18 protein-coding genes are annotated in these 24,792 nt (G+C 62.4%); 9 read left to right on the top strand and 9 right to left on the bottom strand.

Going from position 1 to position 24,792, the window contains the following annotated elements; translation table 11 throughout:
• Positions 1-61 precede the first annotated feature (61 nt).
• Positions 62-670 (top strand): glutathione S-transferase family protein, encoded by a 609-nt coding sequence (locus GYH35_RS20675; protein ID WP_161812652.1) that lies wholly within the window; start codon positions 62-64, stop codon positions 668-670.
• Here the strand turns inward: GYH35_RS20675 and GYH35_RS20680 are convergent.
• Positions 667-1,635, bottom strand: a complete 969-nt coding sequence (locus tag GYH35_RS20680) for a quinone oxidoreductase family protein (protein WP_161829371.1) — start codon at positions 1,633-1,635, stop codon at positions 667-669. The two genes, GYH35_RS20675 and GYH35_RS20680, sit on opposite strands and share 4 nt — an antisense overlap.
• A 110-nt stretch (positions 1,636-1,745) precedes the next feature.
• Entirely contained in the window at positions 1,746-2,084 is a 339-nt protein-coding gene (locus GYH35_RS20685; RefSeq protein ID WP_116807733.1) for a P-II family nitrogen regulator, read from the bottom strand.
• Between the two features lie 496 nt (positions 2,085-2,580).
• Between GYH35_RS20685 and GYH35_RS20690 the strand changes: the two genes are divergently transcribed.
• Positions 2,581-4,218 (top strand): M12 family metallo-peptidase, encoded by a 1,638-nt coding sequence (locus tag GYH35_RS20690; RefSeq protein WP_161829372.1) that lies wholly within the window; start codon positions 2,581-2,583, stop codon positions 4,216-4,218.
• Between the two features lie 144 nt (positions 4,219-4,362).
• On the top strand, positions 4,363-5,289 hold the full coding sequence (locus tag GYH35_RS20695; RefSeq protein WP_202624450.1) for a DnaJ C-terminal domain-containing protein: 927 nt from the start codon (positions 4,363-4,365) through the stop codon (positions 5,287-5,289).
• Positions 5,290-5,294: 5 nt separating this feature from the next.
• Here GYH35_RS20695 and GYH35_RS20700 read toward each other — a convergent pair whose 3' ends face one another.
• The 3 genes from GYH35_RS20700 to GYH35_RS20710 all read right to left on the bottom strand — a co-directional run bounded on the left by GYH35_RS20700 (position 5,295) and on the right by GYH35_RS20710 (position 8,185).
• On the bottom strand, positions 5,295-5,699 hold the full coding sequence (locus tag GYH35_RS20700) for a response regulator (protein WP_268894952.1): 405 nt from the start codon (positions 5,697-5,699) through the stop codon (positions 5,295-5,297).
• A gap of 306 nt (positions 5,700-6,005) precedes the next feature.
• Entirely contained in the window at positions 6,006-6,635 is a 630-nt protein-coding gene (gene fixJ / locus GYH35_RS20705) for a response regulator FixJ (RefSeq protein WP_232831029.1), read from the bottom strand.
• Complete coding sequence (locus GYH35_RS20710) at positions 6,632-8,185, bottom strand: PAS domain-containing sensor histidine kinase (protein WP_161812648.1); 1,554 nt, start codon at positions 8,183-8,185, stop codon at positions 6,632-6,634. The genes fixJ and GYH35_RS20710 overlap by 4 nt, the downstream gene beginning before the upstream one ends.
• Before the next feature lie 71 nt (positions 8,186-8,256).
• Here GYH35_RS20710 and GYH35_RS20715 point away from each other — a divergent pair, with 71 nt between their 5' ends.
• Complete coding sequence (locus GYH35_RS20715; RefSeq protein ID WP_161812647.1) at positions 8,257-10,320, top strand: EAL domain-containing protein; 2,064 nt, start codon at positions 8,257-8,259, stop codon at positions 10,318-10,320.
• 500 nt (positions 10,321-10,820) lie between these two features.
• On the opposite strand, the gene pyc is transcribed toward GYH35_RS20715, so the two are convergent.
• The 4 genes from pyc to gshA form a co-directional block, all read right to left on the bottom strand.
• On the bottom strand, positions 10,821-14,267 hold the full coding sequence (gene pyc, locus GYH35_RS20720) for a pyruvate carboxylase (RefSeq protein WP_161812646.1): 3,447 nt from the start codon (positions 14,265-14,267) through the stop codon (positions 10,821-10,823).
• A gap of 225 nt (positions 14,268-14,492) precedes the next feature.
• Positions 14,493-15,683, bottom strand: a complete 1,191-nt coding sequence (locus GYH35_RS20725; protein WP_161812645.1) for a GGDEF domain-containing protein — start codon at positions 15,681-15,683, stop codon at positions 14,493-14,495.
• Between the two features lie 68 nt (positions 15,684-15,751).
• The gene (locus GYH35_RS20730; RefSeq protein ID WP_161812644.1) at positions 15,752-15,967 is read right to left on the bottom strand and encodes a hypothetical protein; all 216 of its coding nucleotides are present in this window, start codon (positions 15,965-15,967) and stop codon (positions 15,752-15,754) included.
• 437 nt (positions 15,968-16,404) lie between these two features.
• Positions 16,405-17,988, bottom strand: coding sequence for a glutamate--cysteine ligase (gene gshA / locus GYH35_RS20735; RefSeq protein WP_202624451.1), 1,584 nt, complete (start codon positions 17,986-17,988; stop codon positions 16,405-16,407).
• Positions 17,989-18,158: 170 nt separating this feature from the next.
• Between gshA and GYH35_RS20740 the strand changes: the two genes are divergently transcribed.
• From GYH35_RS20740 to GYH35_RS20760, 5 genes are all read left to right on the top strand, one after another.
• Complete coding sequence (locus GYH35_RS20740; protein ID WP_161812643.1) at positions 18,159-19,052, top strand: diguanylate cyclase; 894 nt, start codon at positions 18,159-18,161, stop codon at positions 19,050-19,052.
• 128 nt (positions 19,053-19,180) lie between these two features.
• Positions 19,181-20,743, top strand: coding sequence for an amino acid permease (locus GYH35_RS20745; protein ID WP_161829373.1), 1,563 nt, complete (start codon positions 19,181-19,183; stop codon positions 20,741-20,743).
• Positions 20,740-22,110 (top strand): glutamine synthetase family protein, encoded by a 1,371-nt coding sequence (locus GYH35_RS20750; RefSeq protein ID WP_202624452.1) that lies wholly within the window; start codon positions 20,740-20,742, stop codon positions 22,108-22,110. Before GYH35_RS20745 ends, GYH35_RS20750 begins: the two co-directional genes overlap by 4 nt.
• A gap of 53 nt (positions 22,111-22,163) precedes the next feature.
• A complete protein-coding gene (locus tag GYH35_RS20755; protein WP_161829374.1) occupies positions 22,164-23,546 on the top strand; it encodes an aldehyde dehydrogenase family protein in 1,383 nt (460 codons plus the stop codon).
• Positions 23,547-23,598: 52 nt separating this feature from the next.
• The gene (locus GYH35_RS20760; RefSeq protein WP_161829375.1) at positions 23,599-24,774 is read left to right on the top strand and encodes an iron-containing alcohol dehydrogenase; all 1,176 of its coding nucleotides are present in this window, start codon (positions 23,599-23,601) and stop codon (positions 24,772-24,774) included.
• The last annotated feature ends 18 nt before the right edge of the window (positions 24,775-24,792 follow it).

Below are 24,792 nucleotides of genomic sequence, written 5' to 3' on the forward strand. Positions count from 1 at the left end.
CTCATTCATTTGAGCGCGTTCTTGGAATTCACGCCTGCGGACGATGATGATTGGAGAGACGATGCACCGCCTGTATGACTATCTGCCCTCTGGCAACGGCTACAAAGTGCGCCTGGTGCTCAAGCAACTGGGGCTGCCGTACGAGCTGATCGAGCTCGACATCAAAGTGGGCGCGACCCGCACTCCCGAATTCCTGGCCAAGAACGCCAACGGCCGCATTCCGGTGCTGGAAATCCCCGAAAAAGGCTATCTGGCCGAAAGCCACGCGATCATTTCCTATCTGGCCGAAGGCTCGGCGCTGATCCCCGACGACGCGTATCAGCGCGCCCGCATGTGGCAATGGATGTGCTTCGAGCAGTACAACCTCGAACCGAACATCGGCACGGTGCGCTTCTGGCTGAAGATGCTCGGCAAGACGCGCGTCGAGCTTGGCGAAAAGCTCATCGAGAAGAAAAAGAGCGGTTATGCGGCGCTGGACGTGCTCGAAGACGGCTTGCGCGAGCGAAATTATCTGGTCGGCGATCAGTTCACGCTGGCCGACATTGCACTGTATGCGTACACGCATGTCGCGCACGAAGGCGGCTTCGATCTCGCGCCCTATCCAAACATTCGCAGCTGGTGCGACCGCGTGTCGTCGCAGCCGCGCTGGGCGCCCATTACCTCACCCTAAGGTAACAACACGGTCGAGCCCGTCGTGCGACGGGCTTCGAGATCGGCATGCGCGCGAGCCGCTTCTTTGAGCGGATAGGTTTGACCGATCTGCACTTTGATCACGCCGCGCGCCATCAGGTCGAATACCTCATTCGCTGCGCGCGCCAGCGCCTGACGCGTCGACGTGAAATGAAACATCGTGGGCCGCGTCAGATACAGCGAGCCACGCTTCGACAACTCCAGCGGCGAAATGGCCGGCGGTGCGCCGGACGCGTTGCCGTAGCTCACCATCAAACCGCGCGCGCGGATCGTATCGAGCGAGCGCATGAAGGTGTCTTTGCCGACCGAGTCATAAGCAACCGCAACGCCTCGCCCGCCGGTGATCGCCTTGGCTTGAGCCACCCAATCGTCGTCGCTGAGCAGCGCATGCTGTGCACCGAGCTCGCGCACCAGGTCTGCTTTGGCAGCGGAGCCGACGATCGCAATCACGGTCGCGCCGAGATGACGAGCCCACTGCACGAGAATCGATCCGACGCCACCCGCGGCAGCGTGGATCAACAGTGCATCGCCCTTCTTCACCCGATGGACCTGACGCAACAGCATCTGTGCGGTCAGGCCTTTCAACGTGGAGGCCGCCGCGGTCTGATCGTCGATGGCGTCCGGTAGGTTGACCAGATCATCGGCGGAGATGATGCGCGCTTCGGAGTAGCTGCCCGCCCCCTGCGCATAGGCGACGCGATCGCCGACTTTGAAATGCCTGACGCCGGGCCCGACGGCCTCGACGACGCCGGCCGCTTCCTTGCCCAAGCTCGAGGGCAGCGGCTTCTGATAGAGGCCGTTGCGCTCGTAAACATCGATGAAGTTCACGCCGACGGCGCCGTGCCTCAGCCTGACTTCGCCGCGTCCGGGCTCGCCGAGGTCGATGGATTCCCAACGCAGAACGTCGGGGCCGCCAGTTTCATGGAATCGGATGATGCCGGTCATGCCGGCATTCTAGGACCGTGGCCGCTTCAGACCAACGCATCAATACTGCCGTGACGGAATGGCACGATTCACAGGCGGCGAGGCTCGCCGCCTGTTGCCGCAAGTACGTTTTACAGCGCTTGATCGTCCGCTTCGCCGGTACGGATACGCAGCACGCGCTCCAGGTCGGTGATGAAAATCTTGCCGTCGCCGACCTTGCCGGTCTTGGCGGCATTGATGATGGCTTCGGTCACCTGATCGACCAGCGAATCCTTCACTGCCACTTCGATACGGGTCTTGGGCACGAAGTCCACCACGTACTCGGCGCCGCGATACAGCTCGGTGTGACCGCGCTGCCGGCCGAAGCCCTTGACCTCGGTCACTGTCATGCCGGACACGCCGATTTCCGACAACGCGGCACGAACGTCGTCGAGCTTGAACGGCTTGATGATTGCGCTGATGAGTTTCATTCCCCGTGGCTCCTGTCTCGCTTGCGCTAAGGTTTCTCTTTTCCGCCGGGTCGCGTGGCGTGGCCAGACAACCTTGCACTACCGCGGCGAAGCTTTGCAATGCACGTTCTATGCCGCGAACCCGCGACCGAACGCAACCGCTAGCCTGCAGCTTACCAGCCGCGTGCCGGTAAAAAACCGATCGTGACCGCACCAGTTTAGCGCGCGCCTCCCGCAGGGCGCGCGCGTTTGGTGCAACTGCGGCCTTTATAGGGCGGTTCGGGCGCCGGCCCGAAATCGAACCTTCATCCCAATTATGAAAACCAGCGCGTGATCCAGATCGCGTCCTCGCGCAAATGGGGAGCTGGCGCGTTGTGGGCGCAAAAACCCTGTGCGAAAAGGTGCGCCGTCATAGTCACAGCGGGTTCAGACAACGATGGGAGGCGGCACGCGCAGCGGCGCTATCAAGCGGTTCGGCGGACGCCTTCACTGGCTGGCTGCAGTCATTTGCAGCAGTGTGACGGGCTCCGCATTCGCATTGGACCGCGCCGACTCCCAGATTCTTTACTTCGAGCCCGTTCAGTTCGCCGCGCCCAGCAGCGCCGGGCAGCAGAAGTCTTCGCCAACGCGCGAGCTGCAGTTCGACGCGTATGGTCGACGCTTCGTCGTGACGCTCGAGCCCAACGACAAGCTGTCGTCGCTGCTCCAAAGCGAGTCCAGCTCTTCCGATCTCGCGCTGTATCGCGGTCGCGTCAACGGCGTCTCGGGATCGTGGGCGCGTCTGTCGGTCGCGGACGGAAAGATCCAAGGCATGCTTTGGGATGGTTCCGAGCTCTACGTCATCGAGCCGGTGGAAGAGCTGCAGGATTCGCTGCCTGCGACGACATCGGCGGATCCGAATACTACGGCCATCTTCCGGCTCAAAGATGTGGTGATGGCTCCCGGTGCGGCTGCGTGCGGCTCCGACTCCAACAGCGCTGCCAGCAACGGTTCCGACGCCTACAACTCCATGCTCGCCGAGTTGAAGGGCTCGCCCGCCATCATGCAGGCGGTCGGCGCATCCAAGCGCCTCGAGATCTCCGCGCTCGGCGACGGCCTGTTCATGAGCCGCTTCGGCAACGACACGTTGGCGCGAGAGGAAATCCTGCGCCGACTGAACAACGTCGACGGCATCTTCAGCTCGCAGCTCGGCATCGAGATCAGCGTACCTTCGATCGATATCGGCGATTCGCTGTCGGCCACTACGTCGGCCTCCTCGCTGCTCGACGAGCTGGGCGATCTGCGCAAGCGCACGCGGACCTTGAATTCGCGCGGCCTGACGCATTTGTTCACGGGCCGCAATCTGGATGGCACGACGGTCGGCATCGCGTTCGTCGGCTCGGTGTGCGATCGGCAGTACGGCGCCGGACTGACCGAGACCAGCAACACTCGCTGGGTGGAATCGTTGATCGCCGCTCACGAAATTGCTCATAGCCTGGGCGCGCCTCACGATGGCGATGCCAGCCAGGCCTGCGGCGGCGTGCCTGCCACCCAGTTCCTCATGGCCTCGGCCATCAACGGCAACGACAAATTTTCGGCGTGCAGCTTGAGCGTCATGCAATCGCGGATCGCGAGCGCGAGCTGCATCACTGCGCTCGCGAATGCAGATATCGCAGTGGACGCCGATCTCGGCTCCGTACAGCACTCGCTCGATAAGCCCTTCGAATGGAACCTGGCGATCCGCAACGCCGGCGGCTTGACGACTGCGAACGCGCGCGCCGAGATCACGCTGCCTTCGGATCTCACGATCGTGGAAGCATCGGTGCTGGGTGGCACGTGCATCAGTGGCGCGGGTCACATCACGTGCGAGCTCGGCCAGATTCCCGGCGGCAACGCAGCCATCGTCAATGTTTCTCTGCGCAGCCCCGTCGCGATGTCGCGCGCGATCACAGTCAACGTGAGCGCAGCCAACGACAGCAATCCGAACAACAATCACGGCACGGGCACGATCAGCACTCAGCCGGAAGTGGATGTCGCACAGACCGTGCAGGCTCCGTCCAGCGGCGGCGGGGGTGGCGGCGGCGCGGCCGGTCCGGGCTTGCTGGCCCTGCTGTTCGGCCTGCTCTGCTTGAAAAACTTCCAGCCGAACCCCACCCGCCCGACACGTCGTCCTTAACCTCACTCCAGGCGCTTGAAAGCGCGGTTGCAAGCGCCATTTACGTCGCCATACACGGACAATCCGTGCCCCATTCCATGGGCGGCATTAGTATCGGTCGCTTGCAAGGCCCGGCGCTGACCGGGCGTGAGGTGTAGTTTCGCCGTGCCTGAATACAAGGATTACTACAAGATCATGGGCGTCGCCCGCGACGTCGGCCAGGACGAGCTCAAGCGCGTCTATCGCCGGCTCGCGCGCAAATTCCATCCCGACGTGAGCAAGGAAAAGGATGCCGAGGCCCGCTTCAAGGAAGTGCAGGAAGCCTACGAGGTCCTGAAGGATCCGCAGAAGCGCGCCGCTTACGATCAGCTGGGCAGCAACTGGCGCCAGGGCCAGGAATTCCGTCCGCCGCCGGATTGGGGCCAGAACTTCGAGTTCTCGAATGCATTCGGCGACCAGGAAGGCGGCTTCAGCGATTTCTTCTCGTCGCTGTTCGGCGGTGCTGCTCGCGGCGGCGCTCGCGCGCGTGGCGCCGGCGGACGGGGCTTTGCAATGGCGGGCGACGATCAAGTCGCCGCGATCGAAATCGACCTGGAAGATTCCTTCAGCGGCGGCACGCAGACGATCGAGCTGAAGAGCGGACAAGGCGCGGCGCGCACGCTCAAGATCACGATCCCGCAAGGCATCGTCGAAGGCCAGCGTATCCGTCTCGCCGGTCAAGGCAGCCCCGGCCATGGCGGCGGCCCTTCCGGAGATCTGTATCTCGAAGTGCGCTTCCGCAAGCACAAGTTGTTTCAAGTGGAAGGCCGCGATGTGACTTTGACGCTGCCGGTTGCACCGTGGGAAGCGGCGCTCGGCGCCACTGTGCCGACGCCGACGTTGGCGGGGCCAGTCGACTTGCGCATTCCCGCGAACGCGAAAGCAGGACAACGCATGCGACTCAAGGGCCGCGGACTACCGGGCGCGACACCGGGAGATCAATACGTAGTATTGAAAATCGTATTGCCCCCTGCCGATACGGCGGAGGCACGCGAGCTATACGAACGTATGCAACGCGAGTTGCCGTTCGATCCGCGCGCAGAGTTGCAGTAATCGGATCAATGCACGCCGGTGGCGTCCGTGGCGTGCTGCGAATGATCGAGTAGATAGGCGACGCGACGCACGATGGACAAGTCCACGTGCGTCTTCTCGATGAAATCCACCGCCCCCTCGCGCATGGCTGCCACCGCGGCGCGCACATCCGCATCTTCTCCCAGCAAAATAACCGGCGTGGACGCGTGATTCGCGCGCAGACATTTCAGCAGGTCCAGGCCCGACATGCCGGGCAAGGCCATGTCGGTGATCAGACAGCTGCCACGTATGCCGAGCGGCGACGCGAGATAGCTTTCAGCGCTGTCGTAATCCTGAACATCCGCGTTCAGCTTACTCAACATAGAACAAAGCATTCGGCGGTCCGTTGCGTCGGCTTCGATTACTGCAACGATGGGGCGGGAGTACGACACAAAAATAAAAGTTCGGTCTGCGCTGAGAAGAAAGCGGCCACGGCCACCATACAAAGTAAGCCCGAGCCGCGGGGAGGATTGGGGGCGGTGGACTCGCCTGTGGGCCGTGGTCGCATGCCGTTATCTTGGCCGAGCGCCACCCGTGAAAAAGTCGCACTTGTACTTAAGGAAGACAGCGTTGCTGAACGCTGCTTCGTGCAGGGTTTTAAGGGTTTTTTCTAGGGTCGACAACGCGTGTCGCCGACCTGTCGCAAGCCACCGTCAGTTCAGCAAAATTATATCCACGACATGCGCGAATGCGCGCCTTCACACCTGGCCCACTTCCAGCACCATGCGCACCAGGTGCGCGAGCGAGGACGCCTGCATCTTCTCCATCACGCGCGCGCGGTGGATTTCCACGGTGCGTTGACTGAGCTTCAGGTCGCCGGCGATCACCTTGTTCGCCTTGCCGTGCACGACCAGATCGAGCACTTCGCGCTCACGGGGCGTCAGCGTTTCTAATCGGCGACGGATGTCGTTGCGCTCGCCGAGCGCGGCGCGGTTGCTGGTGTCTTTCTCCAGCGCCTGGTTGATGCGGTCGATCAGATCCTGATCGCGGAACGGCTTCTGGATGAAGTCGACCGCGCCGGCCTGCATGGCCTCGACAGCCATCGGCACATCGCCGTGTCCAGTGATGAAAATGATCGGCAATATCGAATGTTTTTCGTTCAGCTTCTGCTGCAGCTCCAGCCCCGACATTCCCGGCATGCGGATGTCGAGCACCAGACAACCAGGGCGGTCCTCGCTGTACGCCTCGAGGAATTCCGAGCCCGCGCCGTACGTCTCGACCGATTGCCCGACCGACCGAAGCAGCAGCTTCAGCGCGTCGCGCACCGCCGAGTCATCGTCGACGACGAAGATCGTGGGCCGCTGGTTGGTGACGCTCGCTCTCATCATTGCTGACTCCCTGCTGACGCCGGCACGGCCGGCAGTGTGAAAAAGAATCGCGCTCCGCCGCCGGGATTGGCGCTGCACCACAGCTTGCCGCCGTGAGCGCGAACGATGGACCGGCTGATCGACAGGCCGAGTCCGGTGCCACCGGGCTTGGTAGTGAAGAACGGATTGAACAGCTCGGCCATCGCCGCCGGATCGACGCCGGTGCCGCGATCGGCCACCATGAATTCGACGTCGCCTTCGCTGTCCACCGAGGTCCGCAACAGAATCTCACGGCGCACTTCCGGCACCGTCAACATCGCATCGATGCTGTTACGAACCAGGTTCAAGACCACCTGCTGAATCTGTACCGCGTCGGCCTGCACTTGCGGAGACAGCGGCGAAGGCTCGAGCACGAGCCGCACACCGTTGTGTCGCGCGTCGGTCTGCGCGAGTGTCACCACATCTTCGAGCAAGCGATTCGCTTCTATCAACTCTCGCCGCACTTCCCGGTTCTTCACGAAGGTGCGCAGCCGGCGGATGACCTCGCCGGCACGCAATGCCTGCGCGCCGATGTGATTGAGCGCCGCCTCCACTTCTTCCTGCGAGAAGTCGTTGGCGGCAATCAGCCGCTGACAGGCCTGCGCGTAGGTCGCAATTGCTGTCAGAGGCTGATTCACTTCGTGTGCGATACCGGCTGCCATCTCACCCATCGTGGATATACGCCCGAAGTGGGCGATTCGGTCCTGCATCTGGCGCGCTTCGTCTTCGGCGCGGCGCCGATCGGTAATGTCGTGCAACGTGCCTACTTGCCTCAACACCCGTCCGTCCGGACGCCGTGTTGTTTGAGCAATGTGGTGCACGTAGCGCAGCGACCCATCGGGATGGATGACGCGATACTCGATGTCCATGGAGCGCGCGCTGGTCTCCAGCTCGTCACGGGCCCCTTGCCAGCGCGCGCGATCGGCCGGATGAACCATCGGCTCCAGATATTCGTACACCCCGATGTAAGGCTCGCCATAGCGCCGGCCCAACACACGATATAAATGCGGCGACCAGTAGTCCTCGAACTTGCCGTCGGCATGCACGACGTAGTTGCCGAGGTTCGCGATCTCCTGCGCGATGGTGAGCTGCGCCTCGCTGCGACGGAGCGCTTCTTCGGCGTTCCGGCGCACGGTGATGTCGCGGATGAAACCGACGAAGCGCGGCGGGTCCGTGCCCTGCACGCGCCCCACTGCCAGCTCGGCGGAGAACTCGCTGCCATCCCGGCGCTTGGCGAGCAGTTCGCGACCGATGCCGATGATGCGAGGCTCGCCGGCCTCGATGTAATGACGCAGATAGTCGTCGTGCTGGGAGCGGTACGGCTCGGGCAGCAGGATGTTGACCTTCAGCCCGATGACCTCCTGCTCGTTGTAACCGAACATGCGCTCGCCGGCATGGTTCAACAGCTCGATGCGGCCTTCGTGATCGAACAGCACGACGGCATCGACGGCGGCGTCGAGCACTGCCTGGAATTCACGCTCCAGCCGGTGTGCGCGCTCTTCTTGGGGCTCGGCGACTCGCAGTAGCGTCATAGGATTCCGATCTAACCACGCATGGCAGCAGCCGTGGAAGTAGTGCTGCCCGCGATATACTCCCCGCCCGCATGCCTGCAACCGTCTTGCTCATCGATGCGAACGCCGAGGACGAGCAACTGTTCCGCGAGGAACTGGCTCTGATCCGCGATCAGCCGTTCGAACTGGAGGTGGTTCGCACCCTGGCCGAGGGGCTGGTCCGCCTGCGCCCGGGCCAAGCGCGAACCGATGTCATTCTGCTCGACCTGCATCTGCCCGACAGCCTGGGGCTGACCACATTCCTGCGCTTGCAGCCCAAGGCCGGCGACCGGCCCATCATCGTGCTGGTCGGCCAGGTCGACGAGGACCTGGGCATCGAGGCGGTGGAGCGCGGGGCGCTCGATTACCTGATCAAACAACAGGTGGTCAGCACGCTGCTGAACAAGGCGCTGCGCTACGCCACCGAGCGCACCCACACCCTGCTGGCCTTGAAGGCGTCCGAGACCCGCTACCGAGAGCTGTACGAAAACGTGGTCGCCGGCGTGTTCCAGACCACGCCGGACGGCAAATTCATGGCGGCGAACCCGGCGCTGGTGCGCCTGCTCGGCTATGCCAGCGAAGACGAGCTGCTGGAGCTGCACATCGAGCGCGACCTTTATATGTATCCCGAGGAGCGGGAGAACTGGCTGCGGAACATGGCCGCCGCCGGCGAGATCCGCAATGCCGAGCTGGTCTTGAAGCGCAAGGACGGCCGCAAGATCGTGGTGCTGGAGAATTCCCGCGCGGTGCGTGACGAACATGGCCAGGCCATCTACTACGAAGGCACGCTCACCGATATCACTGAAGCGCATGAGTTGTCGCGGCAGTTGTCGTATGAAGCCAGTCACGATGCGCTCTCGGGCCTGATCAACCGGCGCGAGTTCGAGCTGCGGCTGCAACGAGCGTTGGACTCGGTACAGTCGGGCTCGCAGCACGCGGTCTGCTACCTGGATCTGGATCAGTTCAAGATCATCAACGACACCTGCGGCCACATCGCCGGCGACGAGCTGCTCCGGCAACTCGCGCAGGTCTTGCAGGGCCGCGTCCGAAGCAATGACACACTGGCGCGCCTGGGCGGCGACGAATTCGGCCTGCTCCTGCACGACTGCGGCATCGACGACGCAATCATGGTCGCGAACGGCCTGCTCAAGGCGGTCGAGCATCACGCGTTTGTCTGGGGAAATAGCACGTTCTCGGTGGGCGCCAGTATTGGCCTCGTGCCGGTCACGCCGACCTTCCGACGGGTCACGCAGGTTCTGCAAGCGGCGGATGCGGCCTGCTACGCGGCCAAGGATCAGGGGCGCAATCGCATCCATGTCTACCAGGAAGACGACACGCTGGTCGCGCAACGTCACGGCGAAATGCAGTGGGTCGCGCGGGTCAAGCGAGCGCTCAACGACCACCGCTTCTTTCTCGAAGCGCAGCCCATCGTTCCCTTGCAAGGCGACCGGCAAGCCAAGCGCAACTACGAGCTGCTGGTTCGCATGCGAGACGAGTCGGGCCGCGTCGTGCCGCCCGGCGCGTTTCTGCCGGCGGTGGAACGGTACAACCTGTCATTGCGCCTGGATCGATGGGTGATCACGACCGCTCTGCAATGGATCGCCACGCATCGCTCGCAGATCGAGCGGGTGTCGCGGATCTTCATCAACCTGTCGGGCGATTCGGTGGGCGATCCGCAGTTGCAGGAGTTCATCCGCCATTCGATCGTCGAGCTGAGCGTGCCGCCGGAGCGGGTCGGCTTTGAAATCACCGAGACAGCAGCGATTGGTAATCTCACTCGGGCGAATCAACTGATCGCCGGGTTGAGAGAATTGGGCTGCGCGTTTGCGCTCGATGACTTCGGCAGCGGCGTTTCTTCGTTCGCTTATCTCAAGGCGCTGACGGTCGACTATCTGAAGATCGACGGCCTCTTCATCGGCAATATCGTCGCGGATCGGATCGATTATGAGATGGTCCGATCGATCACGGACATCGGGCATGTGATGGGGAAGAAGGTGGTCGCCGAGTCCGTCGAGAGCCTGGAAGCGATGGAGAAGTTGCGGCAGATCGGCGTGGACTTCGTGCAGGGCTTTGCAGTGGGGACGCCGGTGTCGATTGACTCGATCGGTTGTTGGTAGGTTGCTGCCGGAGGCGTTAGCGGTCTGCGTCGCCCGAGGTGACGTCCCTCCTTCCGGCACCGTGCTCCCCTACTGCCTTCGCTATCGCTCGGCCCGTTGGTCCCATCCCTGGGCGCACTGCTCCGACAAGGTCCCTCTTGTTCGAAGCTGCCGGAAGGAGGGACGTCACCTCGGACGCCGCCGAAACGTCATCTGCGCATTCGCGCGTGACTCTGTTCCGACCGTGCGACCGTCGGTTGTGAGTTTCAGGTGGATCGTTGTCGACGCGGCAGTTGCGGCCGCGCTCTGCGCGGCCGCCGGGTGACGGCGCCGCAGTTCGATGGTACGGCTCTCCGTCGCGAGTCACAGTTCGATCGGGCAGCTCTCCGCCGCGAGTCGTCGCCAAGACGACTCGTCTAGTTTCGAGCGCTAGCAAGAAACGTCAGCGCTCGTAGAGCGCGATAGCTCGACCGCAGGTCGCTCCCGGCGGCGCGGGCCACCGACGCCTCTTTTCTTAGATCTCACCCCAGCACAACGAGCAAATCCTTCGCGTCAACGGTCTCCCCATGCTTCGTGACGACCTCGGCGATCGTCGCATCACGATCCGACCGAACCGACGTTTCCATCTTCATCGCCTCGATCGTGAGCAACACATCGCCGCGCTTCACTTTGTCGCCCTGACGAACCGCCACAGTGGCGACCGTGCCGGGCATCGGCGCGCCGACCTGGTTGGCGTCGGTGGGCTCGGCTTTGCGGCGAGGCGGTTTCAGCGCGACCTGGCTGCGATCGGGCACCTTCACTGAGCGCGGCTGGCCGTTCAACTCGAAGAACACCGTGCGCGTGCCATCTTCATGGCTGTCGCTCACCGCGACGAAGCGAACGATGAGGGACTTGCCGCGGTCGATGTCGACCGTGACTTCATCGCCCGGCTCCATGCCGTAGAAGAACAGCGGCGTCGGCAACACGCTGACACGGCCATAGTCGAGCCGGTTCTTCATGTAGTCGAGGAACACCTTCGGGTACATCAAGTACGACGCGAATTCCTCATCCGTGATCTCGCGCCAGGTCTTGTTCTGGGCTTCATCGCGCGCCTTCTTCAGATCGATCGGCGCCAGCACCTCGCCGGGGCGACCGGTCATCGGCGCAACTCCCTTCAGCACCTTCTCTTGCAGAGCCGACGGGAAACCGCCATATGGCTGGCCGAGATCGCCGCGGAACAGCGAGACGACCGATTCGGGGAAGGCGATTTCAGTATCGGGATCGAGCACCTGCTCGGGCGTGAGATTGCTGGTGACCATCATGATCGCCATGTCGCCGACGACCTTGGAGGTCGGCGTGACCTTCACGATGTCACCGAACATCTCGTTCACCTTGGCGTAAGCGCGCGCCACTTCCGGCCAGCGCACGTCGTCGATGCCAAGGGAGCGCGCTTGCTCGCGCAGGTTGGTGAACTGTCCACCGGGCATGCCATGGACATACACCTCGGACGCACCCGAGCGCAGGTCGCTCTCGAACGCGCTGTAGCAGTGACGCACCTGTTCCCAGTAGCCGGACAGCACGCGCAGATTTTCTGGATTGAGTCCGGAGTCACGCGGGCTGTGACGCAGGGCTTCGACGATCGAACCCAGGTTGGGCTGCGAAGTGAGACCGCTCATGGCGTCCAACGCACCATCGACCGCATCGGCGCCCGCATCGACGGCCGCGAGCACGCTGGCGGCGGCGATGCCGCTCGTGTCGTGCGTATGGAAGTGCACCGGCAGGCCGACCTCTTCCTTCAACGCCTTGACCAGCGTGTAAGCAGCGTGCGGCTGGCACAAACCCGCCATGTCCTTGATGCCGAGAATGTGCGCACCCGCCGACTTCAACTCGTGCGCCATCGACAAGTAGTACTTCAAGTCGTACTTGGTCTGGCGCGGATCGGTCAGATTACCGGTGTAGCAAATCGCAGCCTCGCAGAGCGCACCCGACTCGCGAACGGCGTCGATCGCGACGCGCATGTTCTCGACCCAGTTCAGCGAATCGAACACTCGGAACAAGTCGATGCCCGACTGCGCCGCCTGCTTCACGAAATACTTCACGACGTTGTCGGGATAATTGGTATATCCGACCGCGTTCGCCGAACGCAGCAGCATCTGCAACAGCAGGTTCGGCATGGCGCTGCGGAATTCCTGCAATCGCTCCCACGGGCACTCGTTGAGGAAGCGCATTGCCACGTCGAACGTCGCGCCGCCCCAGCACTCGACCGAGAACAGATCGGGCAGCAGGCTCGCGTAGTACGGCGCGATGGCCTTCATGTCATAGGTGCGGAAGCGCGTGGCGAGCAGCGATTGATGCGCATCTCGCATCGTCGTGTCAGTGAGCAGCACGCGCTTCTGCTCGAGCATCCATTGCGCGAACTTGTCGGGGCCCAGTTCGTCGAGCTTCTGCTTGGTGCCGGACGCGGGTGCGGGCAACTCGACCTTGGGTAGCTTCGGCTGCACCAGTCGCTGCGGCTTCGGTCGCGACTTCACTTCGGGATTGCCGTTCACGACGACATCGCCGATGAAGTTCAGCAAGCGCGACGCGCGATCCTTCTTGCGCGGGAAACGGAACAGCTCGGGCGTCTGATCGATGAACTTGGTCGTGTACTCGGCGGACGCGAACTGCGGATGCAGGATCAACTGGTCGAGGAAGCGCAGATTCGTTACCACGCCACGCACGCGGAACTCCCACAACGCGCGATGCATGCGGGCGATCGTCTCGGCGGGAGTCGGCGACCACGCCGTCACTTTCACCAGCAGCGAATCGTAGGAGCGGGTAATGATCGCGCCCGAATACGCCGTGCCCGCATCGAGACGGATGCCGAAGCCCGCTGGGCTGCGATAAGCCGTGATGCGGCCGTAGTCGGGAATGAAGTTGTTTTCGGGGTCTTCAGTGGTCACGCGACACTGCATCGCGTAGCCATTGAGCCGAATGTCTTCCTGCTTCGGCACGCCACTGTCGGCGTCGCCGATCCTCGCCCCTTCGGCGATCCGGATCTGAGCGCGCACGATGTCGATGCCGGTGACGGCCTCAGTCACCGTGTGCTCGACCTGCACGCGCGGGTTCACTTCGATGAAATAGAACTTGCCGCTATCGGCGTCCTGTAGGAACTCCACGGTGCCCGCATTGAGATAGCGCACCGCGCGGCCGATCTTGAGCGCCTCTTCACACAGCGACTCACGCTGCTCGGCGTTGAAGAACGTGGCCGGCGCGCGCTCGATGACCTTTTGATTGCGGCGCTGAACGGTGCAATCGCGCTCGAACAGATGCACCAGGTTGCCGTGCGCGTCGCCCAGCAACTGGACTTCGATATGGCGCGCCCGACGAACCAGCTTCTCCAGATAGACCTCGTCGTTGCCGAAAGCCGCCTTGGCCTCGCGCCGGGCCGTGGCCACCATTTCGGGCAGCTCCTTCTCGGTCTCGACGATGCGCATGCCGCGACCGCCGCCGCCCCAGCTCGCCTTGAGCATGACGGGAAAGCCGACTTCGCGGGCCAGGCGCAATGTTTCTGCGTCATCGCGCGGCAACGGCGGAGTTGCAGGCATGACCGGCACGCCGGCCGAGACGGCGAGATTGCGCGCCATCACCTTGTTGCCCAGGCGACGCATGATCTCCGGCGTCGGGCCGATGAAAATCAAACCCGCGGCGGCACAGGCTTCGGCGAACTCGGGATTCTCAGACAAGAAACCGTAGCCGGGATGGATGGCGTCGACATGCGCGGCCTTCGCGATGCGCACGATGTCAGCAATATCCAGGTAGGCCTCGACCGGCGTTTTGCCCGCGCCGACCAGATAACTCTCGTCCGCCTTCATGCGATGCAATGAGAAGCGGTCTTCCTGCGAGTAGATCGCGACGGTGCGGATGCCGAGCTCGGCGGCCGCACGCATGACGCGAATGGCGATCTCGCCGCGGTTCGCGATCAGCAGGCTCTTTATTTTCTGAGGCATGACAACACTCGCCGCCCGCACCAGCTGCCGGGCCTTCTGTAGTAGTCATCGAGTAGTCGATGGAAGTGCGCTGCTTTTGGCAGCGCAAGATGCATCGATCATAGCCGCCGGAGGACCACTCGCAAGGCCGAGGCCAATAGGGTTTCGAGATCAAAGTATCGGCCGCGACGATGACACCGCTGGCATGCAAGGCCAATGCGTGGGAAGACGCTTTGACAGCGCTTTCTAGTGCGCGGCGCCGGCTTCGGCGGCGGCTTCTTTGCGAAACGAGCCGGTGGTCAGCTCGCCGTATTCCTTGTCCATGATGACGATGCAATTGCGGCCGCGCTCCTTGGCCGCGTACAGCGCCTCGTCCGCGAGCTGGATGAAGCCGTAGTGACTGCGATCGCTCATCGGCTGGACGCAAGCGATGCCGATGCTCACGGTCAAGCGTTTGCCCGATACGGGGGACGCAGCGTGGGCGATGGCGAGAGATTCGATGCCAGCCTGGATCTGAAGCGCCATATCTTCCGCATGCTGGCGGCTCGCGTCATAGAGGACCATGGCGAACTCTTCGCCACCATAGCGCGCGGCGATATCCAACGGCCGGCGCGCATGACTGCTCAACGACCAGGCGACGCGTCGCAGGCACTCGTCGCCCGCCTGGTGGCCGAAGCGATCGTTATAGGATTTGAAATGATCGATGTCGATCATGAGCAAGGTCAGCGGCCGGCCTTCGCGCGCCGCCTGCGCCCAGACCCGGTCGAGGTGCTCGTCGAACGTGCGGCGATTGGCGATGCCGGTCAAACCATCACGACGCGCCGTTTCGATCAGCAACTGCGATTCGAGGAAGTTGGTGCGATTGGCCCGCTCCAGCGAATAACAAACGATCGCTCCGATGGCGTTGGTGAACAGCAATACGCCTACATCGACCAGTCGCTGCGAGGCCGGCAGTCCGGCCAGCGTCGCGATGATGGGATAGGACACCAGCACCAGCAGCGAAGAGCCCAGCGCCGGCCGGAATGCCAGGCCCAGCATCAGATAGTTGTAGATCATGGCCAGCACCACCGAGGCGATCAGACTGATGCCCTGGCTGGCCGCGATCACCGCGAGCACCACCACACCGACGCCGAAGAGCGTGGCGCCATAGGGACATACGACGGGATACCAGCGCTGATACAGCCGGCTATGCACCAGGATCAGCGCGATCAGAAAGATCGGCCCGAGGACGGTGAGGCGGATCAGATCCAGCGGCCGGTGCACGGCGCCCGGCAGCACGAAATGAGTGAGCGCCGAAAAGCCGATGACGAAGCCGATGCCCAGCAGCAGATTGCGACTGATCTGGGCGCGATTCTTGGCGAGATGCGCGCGGCGGAAGCGCCGTTCCAGATCGGGATCGTCGAACTCGAGGCGTGGAAAGCCGCGCTGGAGCTGCAACGCGTAAGCAGACTGGGGCGGCGCGTCTGCACCGCCTGCGTAACTCGTTCTTGCCGCGGCTTCCGGGATTAGTTCGAATCCTGATGATGTTTGCGACGGTCGCGCGCGTCCTTGATCAAGCGTCGCCATACTTCGTAGGCATCCCAGCCCCCGGTCGATTCGATGGTTGGCTCGATCACCGTGTCCACGCCGATGTCCGGCACGGTCAAGGCGCCGAGCTGATCGGCATTAGCCGCGGATCCTCCGCTGATCTGGCTGACGATGGGTTTGATTAGTGTGCTCATAAAAAAAGTCAGTCGGCGGAGCGCTCTCACGCGGCTGCGGATGGAAAAAACGGACCCATGTTATTTCTCACCCGGTCGTAAAAGCGTGCGCAGTTCTCAGTTTGGGGACTCAGGGCGTCTTCGTTGAGACTTCCGTGCGCGAGACACTCGACAGACGTGGGGACGCGTTTGAAACCGCTCTATTATGTTCAAGCGACCAACGCGCTAGCCAGTAGGCCGAATGTAAACCTCGCTAATAACTTGTGCTAGTCGGGGCGAAAAATAAAACTCACCCGCTAAATCGCGGCGCTGCGATATCCGGATTCGCTCGAGCCCGTTGAAATTGATTCGCTGAAATTGATCCGCTGACGATCCGGCCCGAACTTGTCATCGATCGAAAGCGGCCAAGGCCCTTTCGATACGTCTCGCAAAAGGCGCGACTTTTGCGAGACTAGACTCTACCGCTCGAAATATTTGATCAGGAACTGGTCGAAAGTCATGTCGTCGGCGGCTTCGATCGACGCCTGTCGCTCCAGCGACTGTTCGGCTTCGGCACTGAATTCCGCCAGGCGCTGTTCGTTGGGCGGATACAGATCCACAAAGTACGCTTTGTGGACGCGAGACATCCGCAGCGCGAATTGCGCGAAGCTCTCGCCTGTCGTACGCAACTCTTGCAGACTGCGCGCCGACGGCGTGCGATCGACATCGTCGATCTTGGTCTGTTGCAAGTCCAACGCGGCGGTGTACGGCTTGCGCTCGTCGCCTTGATCCAGCAGCTCGCAGATGCCCCGCATCGAGTCGATGAGCTCCAGCGCCCAGGTCCGCAATTCTACGGGCCGTCCATTGCGATTTAATTTCAACCCCGGCTCGCGCCCGCGGCGCGCCACGATGGCGTGATTGGCATCGAGGTGCGCCTGCTCGCCGGCATCGATCGGCTCGCTTTGTTTCAGCACACATAGCGCCGCGAACGCTTCCAGGAAGCGCAACTTGTTTTGATTGACACCGACCGGGTCGAACGCGCTCACGTCGAGCGCTCGAAATTCCACATATTCGACACCGCCACGGCGCAACGCTTGCGACGGATGCTCGCCGGAGCGGGCCACGCGCTTGGGACGGATGTAACTGTAGTATTCGTTCTCGATCTGCAGCAGGTTGGCGTTGAGCTGCCGGTATTCGCCGTCCACCTTGACGCCAAGCTTCTGATATTCCGGATGCGGCGTGCTGACCGCGGCGGTCAGGTCGCGCACGTACTCATCGAGGCTGTTGACCGAGATCTGCACCCCGGCCTGGCTCTTGTTGCGATAGCCCAGGTCGCTCATGCGCAGCGACGTTGCATACGGGGCATAAAGCGTGCCCGGGGCGAATGTTTCCAGCTGATGATCGCGGCCGCGCACGAACGAGCTGCACAGCGCCGGCGAGTTGCCGAACAAATACAGGATCAGCCAGCCGTGGCGCCGGTAGTTTCTCAGCAAAGAGAAATATTGCTCCGAGATGAAATGCGCGTCGGCGCGCGGCTCCTGCAAGACTTCGGCCAGCACCGGCCAGAACTGTTGTGGAAAGGAGTAATTGAAGTGCACGCCGGAAATCGCTTGCATCATCCGGCCGTAACGATTGCCCAGGCCGAGCCGGTACACCTCTTTCATCTGGCCGATATTCGAGCGGCCGTAGCGTGCGATGGGAATTTCAGCGTCGCCCGTCAGCATGCAGGGCATGCTGGTTGCCCATAGCAGCTGCTCGCCCAGATGGCGGTAGACGAACTGATGCAGGTCGCATAAATATTGCAGCAGTTGCCAGGACTCGCGGAACGCGGGCGTCACCAGCTCGATCAAGGCTTCCGAATAATCGGTGGTGATGTGCTCGTGAGAGAGCGCCGAGCCCAGCGCGACCGGATGCGGGCTGTGCTCGATGCGGCCGTCGGCGGAGACGCGCAGCGATTCCTTTTCCACGCCCTTCAGGCCGTTCTGCAGGACACGCGGCTCGCGGGTATTGATCAGCGTCGCCAGGCGACGCTCGAAAGCGCGATCGATGCCGGAGCTGCTCATGACTCATCAGAAAGGTAAATGGCCGGCAAGTTTCACGACCCACGTGCGAGGCGTCAAGCGTTCCGCCGGAACAACAAAAGTGAATGACCAGTTGCGTTTCGTAAAGTCTGATACCGCAAAAGCGGCCACTATGCTCTGATTACCCCATCCCGACCGAGCGCAGGAGATCCGTGGAGCTGCCGATTGCCTTCGATCTGGAGTACGCATCCTCGTATCTGTCGATCGGAGTGGTCGCAGCCCTGGCACTGACGGCTATTGCCGCTTTGGCACGGACCCTGTTCCTGCATACCCGCCTGGCCCGGCGCACCCGGGAGCTGGAAATCGAGCTGGCGCAACGCCAGCGCGTCGAGACCGAGCTGCAGACAATCCGTGACGATTTGGAGAATCGGGTCCGCGAGCGCACCCAGGCACTGGAAGCGCGCAACGAGGAGCTCAGCCGCGTGCGGCTCGCGCTGGAAACCGCCAATCGACGCCTCCGGCGCCTGGTCGCCGCCGACCCGCTCACCGGCATCGCCAACCGGCGTCATTTCGACCGGGTGCTCGATCGCGAAGTGCGCCGTGCCCGCCGCGAACGGCAGCCGTTGTCGTTGATCTTCCTAGATGTTGACGAGTTCAAGCACTTCAACGACACCTATGGTCACGCCCATGGCGATGAGGTCTTGCGCCGGGTCGCGCGAACCCTGGACGAAAGCTTCCGTCGCGGCGGCGACCTGGTCGCCCGCTACGGCGGCGAAGAGTTCGCCGTGGTATTGCCAGGCATGGATGCTCACCGCGCCGGCCTGTACGCCGAGCGCTTGCGGCGCCGGATCTGGCGGATGGCAATTCCATGCAGTTCGGCTCAAACCGGCGAACGCATCACGATCAGTGGCGGCGTCGCCGCGATCGCGCCGGGCACGCCCGGCTTTCACGATACAACGCCGGATGCATTGCTAAAGGCGGCCGATCAAGCGCTCTACAAGGCCAAATGCCAGGGACGCAACCGCATCGCCATGGCCGCCAGCCAGGACGCCCGTGCACCAGTCCCGAGCACGCCCGACCGACCGGTCATCGATCTCGCCTCCTGAGCTTTCCTGTCTTGCGCCATTCCTTTGCCGTCGGCGTATAGTCGATTCGTCGCATTCATCCTCGATAACAACAGTTACAAGGAATGTGGGTCGCGAGCGATTAGCATTCCTTTTGCAGGGAGAATCGCATGACAGACAAGAAAACGGTCGGCGGCGTCACTTATCAGAACGCCGGTAAGGATTACTTCGAGAAGCGCGGACTGAAGCGCCACGCGCGAGTCTGGTCGCTGTGGGCGCTGGGAGTCGGCGCCGTCATCTCGGGCCACTTCTCCGGCTGGAACTTCGGCATCGGCGCCGGCGGCTGGGGCGGCCTGTTCATCGCGGCCATCATCATCGCCATCATGTATCTGGGGCTGATCTTCAGCCTGGCGGAAATGTCGCCGGCACTGCCCCATACCGGCGGCGCTTATTCGTTCGCTCGCAGCGCCATGGGTCCGTGGGGCGGCTTCATCACCGGCCTGGCCGAGAGCATCGAGTACATCATGACGCCGGCCGTGATCGTGTTCTTCATCGGCTCCTATCTCACCGGCATTTTCGAAACTCCCGCCGCGTATCAGCCATTGTGGTGGATCGGCTGCTATCTGCTGTTCGTGCTGCTCAATTACGCAGGTGTGGAGTTGTCCTTCAAGATCTCTGTCGTCGTCACGGTGATGGCGCTGGCGGTGCTGGTGGTGTTCTGGATCAGCGCGATTCCGCATGCGGATTTTTCACGCTGGGCGCTGAACATCGCCGCCGGCCCGGACGGCAAGCCCATCGAGCTGGCGCAAGGCGGCGGCAGCTTCCTGCCGTTCGGCTGGCACGGCGTGCTCGCGGCACTGCCGTTCGCTGTCTGGCTGTTCCTGGCGATCGAAGAATTGCCGCTCGCCGCCGAGGAGTCGGTGGATCCGAAGCGCGACATGCCGAAGGGTTTGATCTTCGGCATGTTCACGCTGATCGTTTCGGCGCTGATGATCATGTTGCTGAATGCCTCGATCGGCTCCGCCGACGAAGGCAAGCTGCATGGCTCGTATTCGCTGGCCACCTCGGCCGAGCCGCTGCTCGATGGCTTCCGCGTGATCTTCGCCGGCGACATCGCGAAGCTGCTGGCGCTGCTGGCCGTCATCGGACTGATCGCGAGTTTCCACACCATCATCTTCGCGTTCGGCCGCCAGATCTATTCGCTGTCGCGCGCCGGTTACTACCCAGCCGCCATGTCGTTGACGCATGGCTCGCGCAAGACTCCTCACATCGCGTTGTTCACCGGCGCCTCGATCGGGCTCGCGGTAATTCTTGCGGTGTGGTTCTCGCGCGGCGCGGAGAAAGGCGGCGCGATCATCGGCGCGACTTTGCTGAACATGGCGGTGTTCGGCGCGATGATCTCTTATGCCTTCCAGGGCATTTCGTTCATTCTGTTGCGCAAGAACATGCCGAACATCGAGCGACCCTATCGCAGCCCGCTGGGAATTCCCGGTGCGGCGGCGACCGTGGCGATCGCAATCGTCACGCTGTACTACCAGCTGCAGGATCCGGTGTACCGCGCCGGCGTGTACTCGGCGCTGGCGTGGTATGTCGCGGGCGTTCTGTACTTCGCGTTGGTCGGTCGTCACAAATTGGTGTTGTCGCCCGAGGAAGAGTTCGCACTCACCGGCGGGCAGCATGGCCATCCGGAGCGCGAGGGTTACGGCACTACCAAGGTTGACACCGCGTCATGATGGAACCTCGCCAGGTCAAGAGCGCTGCCGACGCCAAAGCCATCGTCGAGCAGCGCGGTCTGTCGCATGTAAAAGTCGGCGTCTTCGATATCGACGGCATCATGCGCGGCAAATACATGTCGCGCGCCAAGTTCATTTCGGCCCTGGAGAGCGGCTACGGCTTTTGCGATGTCGTGCTCGGCTGGGATTGTCAGGACCAGCTGTACGACAACGTGAAATTCACTGGCTGGCATACGGGCTATCCGGACGCACCCGTTCGCCTCCTGCCCGAAACATGCCGGCCGTTGCCGTTCGAAGATGACAATCTGTTGTTCTTGAGCGAGTTCACGGGCGCGGCGGAGCAGGTCTGTCCGCGCGGCGTGCTTCGGCGCGTGCTCGACAAGGCGGCCAAGCTCGGTTTTCAACCGTACGCCGGCTTCGAGTACGAAGTGTTTTTCTTCGACGAGACGCCCGAATCGGTGCGCGCCAAGCACTATCGCGATTTGAAACCGATGGCGCCGGGCTGGTTCGGCTATTCGGTCATTCGCAATTCGACCGCGTCGGAGTTCTATCGGCACCTGCTCGCGACCTGCGAAACCATGGACTTCGGCATCGAAGGGCTGCACGAGGAGACCGGGCCGGGCGTGATCGAAGCGGCGATCGCCTTCGACAGCGCGCTGGCGTCGGCCGACAAGGCGGCGCTGTTCAAAACCTTCGTCAAAGTGATCGCCCAACGCAACAACATGATGGCGACCTTCATGGCGAAATGGTCGCGCGACTGGCCGGGCCAGAGCGGTCACATTCATCTGTCGCTCAAGAACGGCGACGGCAAGCCGGTGTTTCACGATCCGGACCGGCCGCACCAGATGAGCGAGACCATGCGCCATTTCATCGGCGGTCAGCAGAAGCTGATGCCGGAACTGCTTGCCATGGTGGCGCCGACCGTCAACTCATATACACGGTTGATCCCGGGCTTCTGGGCGCCGACCGATTCGACCGTGGGCGTCGAGAACCGCACGTGTGCGCTGCGAGTCATTCCGGGCAGCGCGAAGTCACAGCGCGTGGAGTACCGGGTCGCGGCGGCGGATGCGAATCCGTATGTGATTCTTGCCGCGGCGCTGGGTTCGGGGCTGTATGGCATCGAGCATCGGATCGAGCCCGAGCCGCTGGTCGAAGGCAACGCTTACGATCACAAGTTTCCGGAGAGCCTGGCGTTGCCAAGGACGCTATGGGATGCCGCCCAGCGCTTGAAACAATCGCGCATGGCGCGCGAGTACTTCGGCGACGCCTTCGTCGATCACTTCGCCGCGACCCGCGAATGGGAAGAGCGCGAGTTCCGCAAGCACATTACGGATTGGGAGCTGGCGAGATACTTCGAGATCATTTGACGCGAAGGTCGCGGCGCCCGGCCGCAGGCCGGGTCGCCGCTTTGGACGGCCACATGCAACGAACGATTTCTCCTGTCGACGGCAGCGTTTACGTCCAGATCGAGCTGGCAACGCCGGCGGTAATCGATGCGGCTCTGAACAGCGCTCGCGCCGCACAGCGCGAATGGCGAAGCACATCGGTCGCCGACCGGGCAAAAATTCTTTCTCGCTTCTGCGACATCTTCGAAAGCCAGCGAGCCGACATCGCCAACGAGCTCACCTGGCAGATGGGCCGCCCCATCCGCTACTCTCCGAGCGAAGTAAACGGCACACTCGAGCGCGCGCGACACATGATCGCCATCGCGCCGCAAGCCCTCGCCGACATCGACGCCGGACCGAAGGAAAACTTCACTCGCTTCGTTCGCCGCGAACCGCTGGGTGTCGTGTTCACGATCGCTGCCTGGAATTATCCCTATCTGATCGCCGTCAACAGCATCGTCCCGGCGCTGATGGCCGGCAATGCGGTGATCTTGAAACATTCTGCGCAGACGCCGCTGTGCGCCGAACGTTTCGCGACTTGCCTGAAGCAGGCAGGCCTCCCCGAGGGCGTGTTTCAAGTCCTGCACCTGAACCATGCAGACACCGAGAAGGTTATTCGCGATCCGCGCATCGACTTCGTCGCATTCACGGGCTCAGTTGCCGGCGGGCATGCCGTGCAACGTGCGGCGTCGGAACGTTTCATCGGCGTGGGCCTGGAACTGGGCGGATGCGATCCCGTCTATGTTCGCCATGATGCCGACCTGGCGCACGCCATCGAGAACGTCGTCGACGGCGCGTACTTCAATAGCGGCCAATCCTGCTGTGGCTTGCAACGCATCTACGTTCACGAAAACGTCTACGGCAGATTCGTCGAAGGCTTCATCGACCTCACGAATAAGTACGTGCTCGGCAACCCGCTCGAGCAGGACACCACGCTCGGCCCGGTCATTCGAACCGCCGCTGCGGACACGATTCGTCAGCAGATCGCAGCGTCGATCAGCGCCGGCGCGCAGCCCGCGATCGACGCTGCGAAATTCGCTGACAGCAAACCGGGCACACCCTATCTCGCGCCGCAGGCGCTGCTGAACGTCGACCACTCCATGACGGTAATGCGCGAGGAAATTTTTGGGCCGGTCGCCGGTCTGATGAAAGTGAGCTCGGACGAGCAGGCGATTGCATTGATGAATGACACGACCTTCGGCCTGACGGCCGCGATCTGGACGGGGGACGAGGAAGCCGCGCTCGCCATCGGCGATCGCATCCAGACCGGCACCTGGTTCATGAATCGTTGCGATTATCTCGATCCGGCGCTCGCCTGGGTCGGCGTGAAAGATTCGGGGCGCGGCTGCACGCTGTCAGTCGTCGGTTACGAACATCTCACGCGGCCCAAGTCATTCCATTTGCGCACACGGACTTGACAACCCCATGCGAGAGTTCGTGATCACACCCGTCCGCTCGAAGGAAAACATCATGGCTTCGTTACGCGGCAACTGGAATTATCCCACCGCCGTCCGCTTCGGCCCCGGCCGCATTGCCGAGCTGCCGGACGCATGCAAAGCGTTGGGCATGAAACGTCCGTTGCTCGTCACCGATGCCGCGCTGGCAAAGCTGCCGATGATTGAAAGCGCCGTCGCTGCATGTCGATCGGCGGGCCTCGCCTGTGAAGTGTTCAGCGACGTGCAGGCGAATCCGGTGGAGTCGAATGTCACGAATGGCGTTAGTGCGTATCGTCGCGGTACGCATGATGGCGTGATCGCATTCGGCGGCGGCAGCGCACTCGACACCGGCAAGGCCGTAGCGTTGATGGTGGGACAGACGCGTCCGATCTGGGACTTCGAAGATCGCGAAGACAGGTACACGCGAGTGAATGTTTCAGGCATGGCGCCCACCGTCGCAGTGCCGACAACGTCGGGCACCGGCTCAGAAGTCGGGCGCGCTGCCGTGATCACCGATGTCCGCGATCACACCAAGAAGATCATTTTTCATCCCAGGATGTTGCCGTCCATCGTGATCGCCGATCCTGAACTGACATTGGGCTTGCCCGCGAAAGTCACCGCGGCGGTCGGCATGGATGCGCTATCTCACAATCTCGAAGCGTACTGCTCGCCTTCCTATCATCCGCTTGCCGAAGGCATCGCTCTGGAAGGCATGCGCCTGATTCACGATTGGCTGCCAACCGCGGTTCGCGACGGCAGCGACATCGAGGCGCGCTCGCACATGATGGCCGCTTCCTTGATGGGCGCCACCGCATTTCAGAAAGGACTGGGCGCAATGCATAGCCTGAGTCATCCCTGCTCGGCCAACCTGAACACACATCATGGCCTGACCAATGCAGTCGTCATGCCTTATGTATTGTCGTGGAACCGTCCGGCATTGGGCGAGAAGATGCAGCGCCTGGCGGCTTACCTGAACCTGCCCCAACAGTCGTTCAGCGGCGTGCTGGACTGGATCCTGGAGTTGCGAAATACCATCGGCGTCCCGGATACATTGGCGGAGTTGGGCGTTACCTCTGAGCATGCGGACGCGTTTGCCAAACAGGCGTTCGACGATCCTTCCACCGGCGGCAATCCGGTGCCGGTGACGGTCGCGGAATTTGCTCAGCTGTACCGGAACTGCATCGAAGGACGGCTCCAGGCGGCGACTTGATGGATTCAGCGAGGGTTC

Origin of the sequence: Steroidobacter agaridevorans (assembly GCF_009932555.1) — a bacterium.
Classification (GTDB): Bacteria; Pseudomonadota; Gammaproteobacteria; order Steroidobacterales; family Steroidobacteraceae; genus Steroidobacter; species Steroidobacter agaridevorans.